This window comes from Acetobacterium sp. K1/6 (assembly GCF_034438075.1).
Taxonomy (GTDB): Bacteria; Bacillota; Clostridia; order Eubacteriales; family Eubacteriaceae; genus Acetobacterium; species Acetobacterium carbinolicum.
The window spans coordinates 339,605-355,089 of the sequence record NZ_JAXQGA010000001.1 but is presented as its reverse complement, the minus strand read 5'-3'; the positions used below and the strand labels follow the sequence as shown (position 1 = coordinate 355,089).

12 protein-coding genes are annotated in these 15,485 nt (G+C 49.7%); 8 read left to right on the top strand and 4 right to left on the bottom strand.

Annotation, left to right across the window (positions count from 1 at the left end; translation table 11 throughout):
• Positions 1-133: 133 nt before the first annotated feature.
• Positions 134-2,062 carry a sigma 54-interacting transcriptional regulator gene (locus tag U2P91_RS01635; RefSeq protein WP_303870246.1) on the bottom strand — a complete coding sequence of 643 codons (1,929 nt, stop codon included), beginning with the start codon at positions 2,060-2,062 and terminating at the stop codon, positions 134-136.
• 314 nt (positions 2,063-2,376) lie between these two features.
• Positions 2,377-3,723: a DUF2252 domain-containing protein gene (locus U2P91_RS01630; protein ID WP_303870248.1), complete on the bottom strand. Its 1,347-nt coding sequence runs from the start codon at positions 3,721-3,723 to the stop codon at positions 2,377-2,379.
• A 224-nt stretch (positions 3,724-3,947) separates the two neighbouring features.
• Here U2P91_RS01630 and U2P91_RS01625 point away from each other — a divergent pair, with 224 nt between their 5' ends.
• From U2P91_RS01625 to U2P91_RS01590, 8 genes are all read left to right on the top strand, one after another.
• Positions 3,948-5,822 (top strand): FAD-dependent oxidoreductase, encoded by a 1,875-nt coding sequence (locus U2P91_RS01625; protein WP_322518902.1) that lies wholly within the window; start codon positions 3,948-3,950, stop codon positions 5,820-5,822.
• Between the two features lie 15 nt (positions 5,823-5,837).
• Positions 5,838-7,547 carry an NAD(P)/FAD-dependent oxidoreductase gene (locus U2P91_RS01620; protein ID WP_322518901.1) on the top strand — a complete coding sequence of 570 codons (1,710 nt, stop codon included), beginning with the start codon at positions 5,838-5,840 and terminating at the stop codon, positions 7,545-7,547.
• Entirely contained in the window at positions 7,544-8,674 is a 1,131-nt protein-coding gene (locus tag U2P91_RS01615) for a glycosyltransferase (protein WP_322518900.1), read from the top strand. The genes U2P91_RS01620 and U2P91_RS01615 overlap by 4 nt, the downstream gene beginning before the upstream one ends.
• Positions 8,675-8,687: 13 nt before the next feature.
• Positions 8,688-9,170: a hypothetical protein gene (locus tag U2P91_RS01610; RefSeq protein ID WP_322518899.1), complete on the top strand. Its 483-nt coding sequence runs from the start codon at positions 8,688-8,690 to the stop codon at positions 9,168-9,170.
• 101 nt (positions 9,171-9,271) lie between these two features.
• A complete protein-coding gene (locus tag U2P91_RS01605) occupies positions 9,272-10,315 on the top strand; it encodes a GGDEF domain-containing protein (RefSeq protein WP_322518898.1) in 1,044 nt (347 codons plus the stop codon).
• Positions 10,316-10,331: 16 nt separating this feature from the next.
• Positions 10,332-10,994: a Crp/Fnr family transcriptional regulator gene (locus U2P91_RS01600; RefSeq protein ID WP_322518897.1), complete on the top strand. Its 663-nt coding sequence runs from the start codon at positions 10,332-10,334 to the stop codon at positions 10,992-10,994.
• Positions 10,995-11,173: 179 nt separating this feature from the next.
• On the top strand, positions 11,174-12,559 hold the full coding sequence (locus U2P91_RS01595; protein WP_322518896.1) for a hypothetical protein: 1,386 nt from the start codon (positions 11,174-11,176) through the stop codon (positions 12,557-12,559).
• Positions 12,560-12,579: 20 nt separating this feature from the next.
• A complete protein-coding gene (locus tag U2P91_RS01590; protein ID WP_322518895.1) occupies positions 12,580-13,386 on the top strand; it encodes a methyltetrahydrofolate cobalamin methyltransferase in 807 nt (268 codons plus the stop codon).
• 162 nt (positions 13,387-13,548) lie between these two features.
• Here U2P91_RS01590 and U2P91_RS01585 read toward each other — a convergent pair whose 3' ends face one another.
• Together U2P91_RS01585 and U2P91_RS01580 are read right to left on the bottom strand one after the other, a co-directional pair.
• Positions 13,549-14,235, bottom strand: a complete 687-nt coding sequence (locus U2P91_RS01585; RefSeq protein ID WP_322518894.1) for a hypothetical protein — start codon at positions 14,233-14,235, stop codon at positions 13,549-13,551.
• A gap of 224 nt (positions 14,236-14,459) precedes the next feature.
• Entirely contained in the window at positions 14,460-15,377 is a 918-nt protein-coding gene (locus U2P91_RS01580) for a LysR family transcriptional regulator (RefSeq protein ID WP_322518893.1), read from the bottom strand.
• Positions 15,378-15,485 lie beyond the last annotated feature (108 nt).

Sequence of the window (15,485 nt, the reverse complement as noted above, 5' to 3'; positions counted from 1 at the left end):
CACACCAACCCACCTATGGTTAAACTAGGTGGGTTAATGTGTTTTTTTAATAAATTATTAGGTTTGAAAAGTGTCAAATATACAAAGGTGTCAAGTAAAGGTTTACACTTTTGACACTGCCAATTGCTGTTGATTATAGCAGCTGATATTTTTTAATTTTATTATAGAGGGTCTGCCGGGTAAAACCCAGTCTGAGGGCGGCATCGGATTTATTGTTATTGCAGTCTTTGATCACCTTGAGGATCAGGTCTTTTTCATTGACATTGGTTTTCCTTGTCAGTGGGGCTCGTTCATAGTGATTGAGATTATCGGCAGCAGTGAGTTCTTTTAAAATAATATCCTCACCGATGACATTCTCATCGGCCAGGAAGAAAAGTCGCCTGATCAGGTTTTCCAGCTCGCGGATATTGCCAGGCCAATCATATTGGATTAAGTGTTTTATCCCGGCAGAATCAATGGTTTTTGGTTCCGATCCGGTTTCGGCACTGATTTCAAGGAGCACTTTACGGATGTGGCCAGGTATTTCGGAACGTCTTTCTTTTAGCGATGGCATCAGCACATTAATAACATTTAACCGGTAGTACAGATCTTTTCTGAATAAGCCTTCCCGGATCATCGCTTCAAGCGGCTGATTGGTTGCAGCAATTATTCGGACATCGACACTTTTGGTAACCACCGAACCCATTTTTTCAAATTGTTTTTCCTGGAGGAAGCGCAGCAATTTTGATTGGATCTCGATGGGGATTTCCCCAATTTCATCCAGGAAAATGGTGCCACCCTGGGCCATTTCCAGTTTGCCGATTTTTCCACTCTTATTCGCACCAGTAAAGCATCCTGGTTCATATCCAAACAGCTCGGTTTCAAAAAAATTCTTGGGAATGGTGGTACAGTCAATATAAACAAAGGGGTGTTGACTGCGGCGACTTTCCTGGTGAATCTGTTTGGCAAAGAGGGTCTTTCCGGTGCCACTTTCACCGCGGATTAAGATGGAAGCATCTGTTCTAGATATCTTTTTGATATAATGGACGAGCTCTTTCATCTCAGGACTGTCAATAATTATTTTTTTATCACATTGACTTTCCTGTTTAATGGTTCGCTTTTTACGGGGTATCACTTCAGATTCCGCGTCAGTTATCTTATCCAGCAGCTGTTTAACGAAGTCAGATTCTAACGGGATAACCTGTCTTAAAACAGTGTTCGATTCGATAATCGGGCTTTCAAAGATAACGTGTTCAGCACCGAAAATCAGTTGCTGCCAGATAGCCGGTTTCCCGGTTTCCAGAACTTCGGTATATTTTGATTCCCAGTTTAAATCAGTGATGCTGGACTCACCGATAAATGCAGAAGCGAGGGTTTGGCGATACTTTTCATTAATTCGGATCACTGAACCTTTACTGTCAATCACGGCAACATAATTAGGAATACTATCGAGAATATGTTGATTGAAATTGTTCAATTCCAGAGCAGTCTTCAGGGCTTCGTTCAGTTTATGGTTTGTTTCTTCCGAGCGCTGACTTTGGGATTGAATCAGATTGTTGCTTTTAGCTAAAGTTAAGGAGTTAATGGTTAAAAAAAGCAGATTTATATTATCATGATCATCGTTTTTTTCAGCGGTGTCATCGATTTTGTCAGGAATTCCTCTCGTAACTTCGAATTCGCAAAAATCATCACCCAGGGCATTGCATTTAACTTCGTTGGCATCCATGTTCTGTTTGCGAATATTCGAGACCGCACCCGCCAAGATACCCGCTTCAAAAAAGCAGATCGGTTTGCCAAGATGTTTCATATTAGAGCAGGTAAAGCAGTCAAATAACCGTAAGATAATCTTTTCGTCCGTCATATCGGTGATGACGATTTCGCCGATCCCCAATTCCATTATTTTTGCCGACAAACTGTTATAATCTGTAACATTGAGTCGGCTGCCAATGTTTTTGGCGGTATGATAATAGATATCTTCCTCAACGGATTTTGAATTATCGTCGCTGGCTAAATTCAATACATTTTTCAGGTTCTTTTCGACTTGGTTATACCGTTCATAGTCTACAATACCATAATTATACATAGCAATTTCTCCTTGCTTCATCTTTTCCTGATATCGTCAAGACAGAGGATATCTTAAATTTTAAAAATACAGGCGGGCGGGGTGGGTGAAACTTCAAGTTGAACCAGCTATACTAATTTATGTCTGTAGTTTATCTTATTTCCGCAAGGGTGTCCAATCATATTAGCTTAACTTGAATGCATTAAAGAAAAAATCAGAACAGCTAAAGTGAAAAGACCGTTCATAAGGTCGTTTCCTGATTTGTTTAACGGTAAGCTAGATACTCAGATCAATCCACAAGATACGGGTTTTTAATAAGTGCTAGGATTCTGGGGCTACCGGATAAAATTTTCGTAATCCTGGTAAACCTGACGGGAATAGTCGTAGCACCACTTGACGATGGCTTTTTCGAAGGCCTCGGACTTGCCCATGTAGCCGGCGACGTAGTTGGCGTTGGGGCTTTGAGCGTGGGCCCGAGCCAGCAGCAGACCGCAGCCTTCGACGTAATCCAGGAAACCCTGACTGGTCAGTTCATTCATTTCAAAGGAGCCCTTCATATCCCGGAATTGACGGACGTAGAAATCCCGACCGTTGGCCTGAAAGTGCCCCAGAAAAGGATCCGAGTAGGCCTGCAGAATCTGCTGACAGGTGGTCACCCGCAGGCCGTTGTTCTGTTCCGGGTTTAGTTTTCCCAGCGGTGAGCCGACAATGGGATTATAGCGGGACACCACCGATGGGGAAGCTTCTTTGATCTGGAGCACCAGGTGGCTGGCGTTTTCACAGGTTAATACCAGTAAATAACAGCGGGTGCCGACACTGCCGACGCCGACAACCCGTCGGGCCACGTCAGTTAAGAGATGCTGCGACAGCAGCAGGGCGATATCCGGGCGGACGGTTTGTTTATAGGCTACAAAGGCAGCCTCGACATCGCCAGCCAGGGTGGCATCGAGATGGGTGAGGACTGGGGGATTTTCGATGAAAACGCGGCGGCCATAGGCGTCGTTTTGGGTCATTTTTGAAATAACCTGTTGCGAGTTACGGTTTTTGGCTTTTTTGATGACCTTCTTGTAAATCTCTTTATTTTTTTTGGACGCCGAATCGAGAATGTCATCTTCACCGATGCTGCTGTAAAAGCGTTCTAGCGAGCTGCTTTCCATTAGTTTGCGGAGCTCATAGCGGTAGTGCAGGGCGGCTTTGATGGCGGCTTCCTTGACTTGATTATCACTCAGTCCCAGGTCTTCGCCACAGAGGATAATGCTGGTGATGAGCCGTTTCAGATCCCATTCCCAGGGGCCGGGGGCGGCTTCGTCAAAATCGTTGAGGTCAAAAACCAGCCGCCGTTCGGGGGAGGCGTACAGTCCGAAGTTGTTGATATGGGCATCGCCGCAGATAATCAGCGGCGCCCCGGTGATCGCCTGCTGAGCCAGGTCATGGGCCATGATCAGCGCGGTACCACGGTAAAAGGTGAACGGGGACGCCGCCATCCGTTCCCGCCGCAGCGCGATGAGTTCGGGCAGGCGGGTGCGGTTCTGCTCGTCGATCATCGCATTGACATCCCGGTTAACCGAAACAAAGGTACTCTGGTTAACAAAACTGACAACGGTCCGGGCGGCTTTTCCTTTTTGCCGCAGGGCCTGAGCCGTGGGGATCATTTGATGGGGATTGAGTCCATATAAAATCATTTCTACCTCCGGTGATAAATTGGGGATCGGGTGATTATTAAACGGCTAAACAAAAGATAGGCTGCTTGCGTTCTGGTGGTTTTATTATACCTGTTGACAGCCAAAATAAACAAGGGCCGATCAAAATCTCTAAAAAATTGCGCGCTGCACCGGGCGTAATTGTAATGATTCGGGGTATGAATAGATAACAATAACAAAAAAATGAGCGCAAAGAGGGAAGAGTTATGGAATATGATGCGATTATTATTGGCGGCGGCTTATCCGGTCTGACGGCCGGGAGTTTGCTTTCGAAAAGTGGATTAAAGGTGGCGGTAGTTGAAAAAAGCTATAATCCCGGCGGTTCCTGCGGGGTGTTTAAACGCAATGGGGTGACCTTTGATATTGGCGCGGCGATGCTGTTTGGTTTTGGCGACAAGGGCTTTAACGCCCATCGCTTTGTTTTTGATTGTCTCGAGGAACCGATTGAGGTGGTCAAACACGAGCTGCTTTACTGCATGCATTTTAAGGGTCATGTGATTCGCTTTGGGGCTGATATCGATGATTTTGCCGCGCAGCTGGGCACGGTGTTCCCCACGGAACAGGCCAATATCCGGCGTTTTTACCGGGATCTGGAGAAGATGTATGGTGATGTGATGGTAGCCAATCCCAATTATACGACCCCGGATGAAACCGAAGCTCGGGGCGCCCTCAAGAGTCTGATCAAACACCCACTGTCCTATGCCCGGTTTCTGGGCTATCTGAATAAAAGCGCCCGCAGTCTGCTGGCCGCTTATTTTAGTGATCCGGAGATTTTTAAGTTTTTTGATAAGATTACCTCCACCTATTGTTATGCCACTCTGGAAGAAGCCCCGGCGGTGCTGGCGGCGGTGATGTTTGTCGACAACCATGTGGGCGGCAGCTATTATCCCGCCGGTTCGACCATTTTTTTGCCGGGTAAGCTGGAGAAAGTCATCGAAGAAAATGGCGGTACGATGGTGCTGGAACAAACAGTCACGGGGATTGTTTTTGAGCATAACCGGCCGGTGGGAGTGGAGCTGAGCAGTGGTGAAAAATTATTTGGCCGGGATCTGATCTATTCGGGAACGGTCTGGAATTTATACGGCAAGCTCATCGATCGGCAATATCTGAGCCTGGAACGGGCCCGCTGGGCGGTCCGACAGGTGCCCACCTATCCCAGTGTGGTGCTTTATGCCCAAGTCAATAAAGCGGTGATCCCGCCGGACACCGAGCCGGTGGAAATGCTGGTGGGCAACCCGGATCGGCTTGATGAAAGTGAGGTTACAGTCTATATTTCCAGTCTTGATGATCATACTCTTTGTGATGCCAGTAGCCATGTGGTGCTGGCTATCGGCCCCAGCTTTGAAAACTGGCAGGCGGGTGAGGAAGCGGATTATCTGACCAGAAAAGAGCAGGAACAAGCGCGGCTGATCGCAGTGCTGGAAAACCGCTTTCCCGGCTTTGGCGAAGCGATCCGTTACGTCGAACTGGCCACGCCGCGGACGATTGAGTATTATACCAATAAAAATGGTGGCGCCGTGGCGGGCCCCAAACAGATGCTGGGGCAGCACATGTTTAAGCGGCTTCATACCCGGACCGAATGGGGCAATCTGTTCTGTTGCGGCGAATCGACGGTGATGGGTACCGGTACCCCAACCGTAACCACATCGGGGATTGCGGCGGCCAATGCTGTGCTTAAAAAACGGGGCCTGCAGCCCTATGTCTATCAGCCAGAGCGAAAGAAGATGGTACGGATCCTTGACAAACCAGTGACCGCCGAAAAACTCTACGCCGATGTGCCGCCCGCAATCCGGAGTCTGATGCAGAAGGCCTCCCGCTGTGAATATTGTGAGCATCCTTATTGTTCCATCGGGATGCAAGCTCAAGGGACCAATCTGGATATTCGCGGCATCATGCGTCGGGTTGCAGTGGGGAATCTGGTCGGCGCCAGGAAACGGCTGGAAGCCTATTGCGATGAACACCAGATCAGGTTCGAAACAGAACCGTTGGATCTGGCCCTCTGCCAAAGCCGCTGCATTCAGAACAGCAGAAATGGTAAGCCGGTGGCGATCCAGGCAGTGATCGATGGGTTGTTGGGGTAGATGGAGGTGGTTGCGATGAAAAATTTAAAAAAAGACGATGAAAACGGAACAGTGGCTGCCGGAAATGATTATGATGTGATTGTCGTCGGTGCCGGGATTGCCGGTTTGACCAGTGCTGCCTATACCGCCAAAGCCGGTTTTACGACCCTGCTCTGTGAAAAAAGCGAAAAGGCCGGAGGCCTGGTGGGGAGCTTCAGCCGCCAGGGCTTTACCTTTGATGCCGGGATCCGGGCCTTTGAAAACTCCGGCATTGTTTTTCCGATGCTAGCGCAGCTGGGAATTGATCTGGAGTTTGTTAATAATCCGGTGGTGATCGGCATTGAAGATGTCCAGATGACCTTAACCGGGGTGGATAGTCTGGCTGCTTATGCTGCCATGCTGAGTGTGAAATTTCCCGACAATCAAGCCGAAATTGCTGCCATTATCAGCGAAATCCGTAAAGTAACCGGTTATATGGAGGTCCTTTACGGCATTGAAAACCCACTGTTTATGGATCTGACCAGGGACAAGGACTATCTGTTTAAAACGCTGCTGCCGTGGTTGCTTAAATACCAGGTGAATATCCGCAAAGCCCAGAAACTCAGTGAACCGATTGAGAATTATTTGCGGCGCTTTACCAAAAACCAGGCGCTGATCGATGTCATTATCCAGCATTTTTTTGAAAAGATGCCGACTTTTTTTGCCCTCAGTTATTTTGGTTTATACAGCGATTACAGCTACCCCATCGGTGGCACCGGGCGGCTAGTCACCGCGCTGAGTGACTTTATTGCCGCCCATCAGGGCGAGCTGGCTTTGAGCACTGAGATCAGCCAGATCGATCTCCACGCCCGACAGGTGACCACCCGGGATGGCCGCCGCTTCGGTTATCGGGAACTGATCTGGTGCGGCGATATGAAGGCTCTTTATAACGCCGTTGATTTAGGGAAATCGGGGGAACTCAGTCAGCAGGTCCGGGAACAGCAACAAAAGATCAATGAAAACCGCGGCGGCGATTCGATTTTGACCCTCTACCTGGGGGTTGATCTGGCGCCATCTTATTTTGATCAGCGTTGCGGGCCCCATTGCTTTTATACCCCCAGTAAAGCCGGGCTTTCGGCGATCCAGTCAGAACCCTGGCAGGCTCTGCTGGCGGATCCGGGGCTGACGGCGACGAAAAAACAGACCGGCTTGGAAGACTGGATCCGGGAATATCTGGCCCTGACTACCTACGAGATTTCCTGCCCGGTGCTCCGGGATCCAGCCCTGGCCCCGGCCGGGAAAACCGGGGTGATTGTCAGCACCCTAATGGATTACCGGTTGGTTAAAGCTATTGCTGAGGCGGGCTGGTATCCGGCCTTTAAAGCCCGATGCGAAGAGCAGATCCTGACAGTGCTGGAAAACAGCGTTTTTCCCGGCGTGACCGGACAGGTTGAACTGCGCTTCAGTTCGACCCCCTTGACGATTGAGCGGCTCACCGGGAATCTGGGCGGAGCCATTACCGGTTGGGCCTTTCGCGATGAGGCGAGTGCCGGAAAATTGCCGGCGGTCAACCAGTTTCGCAAAATTGCCAAAACCATTGCGACCCCGCTACCCCATATTTATCAGGCCGGCCAATGGACCTTCAGTCCCTCAGGCCTGCCGGTCTCGATCCTGACCGGCAAGCTGGCGGCGGATGGGGTGATCAAGCGGCTCGAAAAACAGGGTCGAGCGGGACTGACCGGTGACGATTCGGGAGTCCGACGATGATTGTGGTCGGAGTCATGATTTGGCTGGGACTGGCGGCCAGTTGGCTGCTTTTTTATCGTTTCCCCGGACTGGAGCGAGGTGATCCCCAAGACCGGGGCAACCAAATACCCCGGCTGTCGATTATCATCCCAGCCCGGAACGAAGAACAGAACCTGGCCTTATTGTTGGGCGATTTAAGAAATCAAACACTCGAGATTCACGAAATTATCTGTATCGATGACGGTTCTACCGATCAAACCGCCCGCATCGCCACCGCTGCTGGGGCCCGGCTGATTACCTCAGCTCCGCGACCAGCCGGCTGGCTGGGCAAGTCCTGGGCCTGCCAGCAGGGCGGGGAAGCGGCCACCGGGACGCTGCTGTTATTTCTGGACGCCGATGTACGGCTGAGTCCGACCGGAATTGACAAATTGTTAAAGGCTCATCAAAAAACCGGTCGGGTGATCTCAGTGATGCCCTATCATCAGATCGAGAACAGAACCGAGGCCTTGTCGCTATTCTTTAATTGCATCCAGATGGGGGCCAATGGTCTGGGCTTGCCAGCGAGGCGTGGTAAAAACAAGTCAGCCAATCCTTATCAGATTGGCCTCTATGGTCCGGTGATCTTGATCAGTCAGGCTGATTACCAGGCGGTCGGCGGTCATGCCGCGATTAGAGACAGCATCGTCGATGATATGGCCCTGGGTCAAAAACTCCGCGAAAAAGACATTCCCTTTGCATTGTTTATGGGGGATCACGACGTTTCCTATCGGATGTACCGCGGCGGGTTGCGGCAGCTGGTTCAGGGCTGGACCAAAAATCAGGCCGCCGGGGTGGCGAAAACACCGCTGCTGATTCTAGTACTGGTCTTTTTCTGGATCACCGCGGTGGCCTCGGCGCCGCTTTATCTGGTTCTTAATCTGGTTGGGCAGCAGTGGCTCGGGGCCGGGATAATGGCCGCGTGCTATGGCATCTGGGTGCTGGAGCTGATCCGCATCGCCCGGCATATCGGCAGTTTTTCAGTGATGGACATCGTCTGTTATCCACTGTTACTGCTGTTTTATCTGGCGATCTTTTTACGGTCGCTGGTTAAAAGAGTCTTGGGTCGCCCGGTGATCTGGAAAGACCGGGAAATTCGTTTGGATAAATAGAGAGGAGCAGCGCATGCAAATTATATTTCTGCCCCAGGGACTGACCATTATGCTGTGTTTTATCGTCTGGCCGATCCTTCAGGTAAGCGCGGCCCTGCTCTGCACCCGCCTGCCGGATCGCTGCTTTGATTACACCGCCTGGTTTTACCGGGCCCATCGCTGGGAAAACGACGGCGAGCTCTATGAAAAGTGGTTGCGGGTGCGGCGCTGGAAAAAATACCTGCCGGATGGCGGCTCGCTGGTGAAAGGCGGCTTTGAAAAGAAAAAGCTGGTCAGTTTTTCAAAAGATAATCTCGACAAATACCTGCTGGAATCCTGCCGGGCCGAAATGATCCACTGGCTGGCGATTCTGCCCTTCTGGGTGTTCGGCTTTTTTACGCCACCGATCGTGATTCTTTATATGCTGATCTATGCCCTGGCCATCAACATGCCCTGTATCATTGCCCAGCGCTATAACCGGCCGCGGATTGTCCGGATTGTGACGCGGCGGGGGTGAGTAGCCGTTTATCTTCAAGGTTGTGATGAACTGAGATTAAAGTTGACAGATAAACCAGAAACAGATACGATAAAAGTCTGAAGAATGAGGATGGTAAGCAGATGAATACGAATCGAAAATTGCTATATAAAATTGTACAATTAGTTAGTGTTGTCATATTGGGGATTGTGCTGTTTAATATTTTCCAGCTGGTCAATGTCATCCAGGGCACCGGTCGGGTGATCAACTATACCGGGATTATCCGGGGGGGCACCCAGCGACTGGTCAAACTGGAAACCAACGGCATCCCCAAGGACGATCTGATGCTATATCTGGATGGAATTCTCGCTGAGCTTCAGACCGGGCAAGGACAGTACGATCTCGACAAACTGGACGATATACCCTATCTTGAAAAACTCTCAGAATTGGATGATTATTGGGATGATTTGCAAGCCGAAATTCTGATCTATCGCGGCGATCCCGGCAACCAGGGGCAAGTCATCCAGATGAGTGAGACCTATTTTAATATGGCCAACGACGTGGTCGGAACAGCAGAATTCTATCTGGAACAGAAAACAAAAATTCTCACCACTCTGGAATTGGTGGTGGTGATCCTATTGGGGCTGTTAATTGTGATTGCGCTGCAGCAGGCGATGACAGAAATCCAGCTGCTCAGAAAAAATAAAGAGCTGGCGACGGCGGCTTATTTTGACAAACCAACCGGACTACCCGGGCGGCTGAGCTGTGAAGAAAAGATCTGGACCCCCATGGATCGAAAAGAAGGTCCCTACTGCATGGTTATGTTTGATCTCAATAACCTGAAATGGGTCAATGATAATCTGGGTCATAGTGCCGGGGATGCTCTGATTAAGGCCTTTGCTGATATCTTAAATCATTTGACCAACGAAAACGTCTTTGTTGGCCGTTATGGTGGGGATGAATTTATCATGATTGTCAAAAAGTATACTGAGGAACAAATCGAGCAGTTGCTTAAGGAGATCGAACTGGCCGCGATCCGGTATAATAAAAAATCAGACCAACTAAAAATTCAATATGCAGTTGGCTACGAGTATGGCGGCGACTCGCTCCCGCAGATGTTGGAAAAAGCCGATGAAAAAATGTATGCCAATAAAACAGCAATCAAAGCTGACACCAATGATTTGTAGATGAAAGGCAGGCGCGATGGAGCTGCAATATTATTTTGCCGATGATTTTTCGGCGTTTGAAGATTATTTCGCCGAGATTAAAAGTGCGGTCCGGCGCTATCATAAAAACGAACCGGTCAACGGCTTTGGGGAGCCGATGGATGAGATGTATTACATCACCAGTGGGACGATGTCCGGGTCTTTTATTCATGAATCCGGAAATATCAAAACTTCGTCGTTTTACGGTAAGGGTTATCTGGCGCCGCTGTATTTTCCCGGCGAGATTGAAATGATGCGATCCTTTGCCTTTACCGCCGTGACTGATCTGGAAGTCTATGTCTTTAACCGGGTTGGCTTTGAGCAGTATGTCAATACCAATCCGGCCTTGAACATGGCCATGTATCGGGCTTATATTAAACTGGTTTCCCTGAATGGGCAGGAATTGGCTAACCAGTTGTTTTCCACCGGGATGGAAAAGATCTGCAATTTCTTTTATATCTATTTAAAGAACACCAACGATCATGACCAGCGGATTCCCTTTTCGCAGCAGGCGATTGCCGAATTTGTTGGTCTGAACCGGGCCAATGTGGCCAAGTATCTTAAGGTACTACGCGAAGAAAAGGTCATCGACACCCAACGAAACCAGATAATTGTGATAAACATGGAAAAACTACGGCAGTTTTGCTCAAATAACATTTAAACTTTCTTAAAATAAATAATATTTACAAAAATAAGCATCCTTATGTCTTTTGCGAGACAGAAGGACGCTTTTTAATTTGTTATCATGGCGGTAACGATGTAAACCTTTAACGGTCGATCGGGGAACCCGGCAGCAAAATTACTTTTGTTCAAAATCTAACTAATATAATGGAGGAAAAAATGAGTGATGTTTTAGCTTTACAACAGCAACGGGGAAAACTGTACAGTGATTATTATACCAACACGATTCCTGAGCGGATGCCGATCGGGCTGACCCTGCCCCAGCATCTGGTGGCTGAATATGGTGGTCAGAACCTGTTTGATTTTCAATTCAATTATGCGATGCTGGCTGATCCGGCCCGGGAGCTGTGTGCAAAAATCTATTCCGATTCCTGTCTGGTGGCACCGGCAAATTTTTTGCTATCCCGGACTCCGTCGATGTATCAGCTCTATGGCTCCCAGTCTTTTGTAATGGGCAATGGTGGTTTTGTGCAGCATCCTGAGGTGGTCGGGATGATGGCTGACGAGTATCCGCAATTGATTGAGAAACCCTTTGATTTTCTGGTCGAAACCGTCATCCCGCGGCAGCATAAAAACCTCGATCCCCAGAATCCGATTAAGATGGCCACCGCCATCCAGATGGGCAAGCTGGCGCTGCAGAATGACGAAATGGCCTTTCTGCCGACCTTTTTTGAATTGATCCAGACACATGGCTATTATCCCGGCAGTCCCTTGGGTTCCTTTAATTTTACCGAAGCCCCGCTGGATTTTATTGCCGATCAGCTGCGCAGCTTTTCCGGCATCAGCATGGATGTCCGTCGTCACAAAACCCAGCTCCAGGAAGCCGCCGCGGCGGTCATGCCGTTGCTCTATCATTGGGGGCTGCCGGGGAATATCGATGCCCAGGGATCGGTCTTTATTCCATTGCATATGCCGACCTTTATGCGCGAAAAGGATTTTGTCGAGATCTATCTGCCTTCCTATAAAACGATGCTGCAACAGTTTGCCGCGGTGGGCGCCCGTCCCAATATGTTCTGTGAACACGATTGGAGCCGCTATCTGGATATCCTGCTGTCAGAAATTCCGGCTGGTTGTCAGCTGGCTTTTGAATATGGTGATCCGCAGACCATCAAAGATAAGTTGGGTAAAAAATTCCTGCTGACCGGCTTATTCCCCAGTGCCTCATTGAAGACCGATACCCCGGCTCAGATTGTCGACCGCGCTAAGGCCTTCCTGGATATCATGCTCCCCGGCGGTGGTTATCTGTTTGGCTTTGACAAAAACCCGCTGACCCTGAAGGAAGTGAATCTGGAAACCCTGGCCGCCTTAACCGAGTATATACGGGACCATGCCGCTTACGAAAACCCCGGTGCTGCGTTTGGTACACCGCTGAACAGTGAAGGCTTTGTCTATGATGAGCGCCTGGTACCCAAGCCTAAGTCTCAATATTTGTTCGACTGGGAAACATTCAAACAAAACTATCCATTGACCCCGGATTTTGCCCGGGCCAATTTTGAGCGGTTCAGCCATGAAACATTTGATTTTTACATGAACCTGCTGATTTAAGACATAAAAGGAGCGACGAGATGATTATAATCGGAGAAAAAATAAATGGCAGTATTCCGGCAGTTAAGGAGGCGATTGACAAGCGTGATGCGGCTTTTATTGCCGACCGGGCGGTCAAACAGGCGGGAGCGGGGGCGGATTTCATTGATGTTTGTGCCAGCACCGCTCCGGAGCTGGAAATTGAAACCTTGAAGTGGCTGATCGAAGTGGTTCAGGAAGCGGTGGAAACGCCGTTATGCATCGATAGTCCCAATCCCCGGGCGATTGAGGCGGTGTTTCAATACGCCAATAAACCGGGGCTGCTCAACTCGATCTCAGAAGAAGGGGACAAGTGCGCGGTGCTGTTACCGCTGCTGGCTGGCAACAGCTGGGAGGTGGTGGGGCTGACCTGCGACAACAACGGGATTCCCTGTGATCTGGAAACCAAGCTCAAAATCACGAAGAGCATGGTCGAAAAAGCGGACAAATTTGGCATCACCCCGGATCGGATCCATATTGATCCCTGCGTGATGGCGCTGTCGACGGAAAACAATTCGCTGCTGAATCTGGAGGCAGAGATCCGGGCGATCAAGGCCCTCTATCCGACCATCCATGTGACCGGTGCCATCAGTAATATCTCCTTTGGTTTGCCGCTGCGGCCGTTGCTCAACAAAACCGCCATGGCCTTTGCCATTGCCGCGGGAATGGACTCGGCGGTCCTGGACCCACTGAACCGGGACATGATGGGTACCATCTTTGCCACCTATGCCCTGTTGGGTCAGGATAAGCATTGCCGCAAGTACAGCAAAGCCTACCGGGCCGGAGTGATTGGGCCGGTGGGGAAGTAACTGCTAATTGATTAAGACACAAACAAGCCCCTTGCGGCCAGACGATGATCTGGTGGTAGGGGGCTTGTTTTTTTCGGCTGTTAAGAACAGGGCTGGGTAGCGAGTGTTTTGCTCAGTCGATCCTGCGGCCGGGGTTGCCCAGGGCAGTAGGCTGAGAGCGGATTAAACCGTGGGATCAGCAGCGGCTTTTTTTAAAACGCCGATCAGCAGGGCGATAAAAACCACCCAGGGGATCAGCGACAACAGCGAGAAGATCATTCCGACCAGACCAGCTGATGAGGGGACGATCATCAACACGCCGGAAGCCAGTCCCCAGTACCCAATCGATCTTTTAAAACGTGGGCTGTGAAGGAAGGTAGCCGCAAATAGCAACAGGCCGATGGCGTTGAGAACATAGTAAGTATTGAACGCCGTGCCGGTATAGCCGGCCATCACCGCTTTGCCGGCGGCCAGATAAAGGGACTGGTCCGGGGGCAGCGCCTGGGCATAGAGAGTGCTCAGGGTCAACATTTCAAAGGCCGGGTTGGAAGGATAGTAACAGGCAATCCCGATCAGACCGAGGACGAGAGCCAGCAGCACCGGCACCGGTTTTTCCCGGAATAACAGCGCCGCGATGGCCAGATAAATGATCACCAGTATCGCATTGTTGAAGAGGTAAATAAAATCCAGGCTCAACAGCCCTAAAAAGGGATGCCGCTGAAAAAGATCAAAAAATCCGGTCACCGTGTCGGGCGGCGGCGCAATCACAAAGACCACAATTTGCAGTGGGATCAGCAACAGCATTACCAGGGCTAAAATCCGGGCCAGGGCAAACAGTGGTCGAAAGTTGAGTTCAAAATCAGGGTTCATCAGGCACACCTCACTAATCAGATTAATCTGGTTTCATTTTAACAGGTTCTGAAGAGGATCGCACCAAAAAAATAACTCAGATGAGCAAGTGGTGTTGGCTAAGTACCCGGGTTTTAAGTTTGGCGGCAGTCTTTCCTGGAATAAAAAGATCGTATCAATGATCAACGTCCGATGTTTGTTCGTCAATAGCATAATAACCGCGATTCGGTCGGCATGATCGGGTCTTAACGGAGCATGCCAAAGGCATGATCGCTGGGAATTTCCCGGCTGCCGATTTTACGGGCCAGCTCCATAAAACCCTGCATTCCGGCGGTGATCTGTTTATGTTTATGATAGACCAGATTAAAATTCCGGTGCCAGCTGTTTTCCGGGTGCCGGATCACGTAGACGCTGCCGTTGTTCAGCTCCGCTTCCACCAGTCGGATGGAAATGGCGGCCAGAGCGTTATTTTTTTGCACAATGGTTTTGATGATTTCCGGCGCGGTGACCTCCCAGCCAATCTTTACATGAAAACCCCGGTTCCGGGCAAAAGATTCAAATAATTCCCGGGTGCCGCTGCCATCCTCGCGCATCACGAAGGTTTCGTTTTCCAGCTCCCGGGCGTCGATAAAAGTTCGTCCCGCAAAGGGGTGGTGAGGGCTACAGATGATCACCAGATAATCTGGGATTACCGGTTCAACCACCAGATCGGGATGCTGGACCGCGCCCTCTACCAGGCCGATATCCAGTTGGGACTGGAGCAGCCGTGCTTCGATAATTTTGGTATTATTGACAAAGTTATAGGGATCGACGGTGGGATGAGCGACTTGAAAATCGGCCATCAAGCCGGGGATGATACAGGCCCCTACGGTGATGGTGGAGCCCACTTTCAGTACCTCCCGGGCGCGCATATGCTGCATGTTTTCTTGCAGGGTATCAAACTGGCGGATCACCATCCGGGCCTGGCTGCACAGCAGTTTCCCGGCTTCGGTGATATAGATGCCTTTGCCCAGGCGTTCAAAAAGCTGGCAGCCATAGTGGTTTTCCAGTTCTTTAACCACCTGGCTCACTGCCGGCTGAGTGATATACAGTTTTTTCGCCGCCCCGGACATCGAGCCGGCTTCGGCCACGGCAATCATAATTTTAAGATGTCGAATATCCATAGAACCTCCGCGTAGATTTAAAACATAAGTAAAACTTATTGATGATATAAAATAATATCATTTTAATTATCAAAAGACAAGTGCTATACTAAAAACACATGGACATGA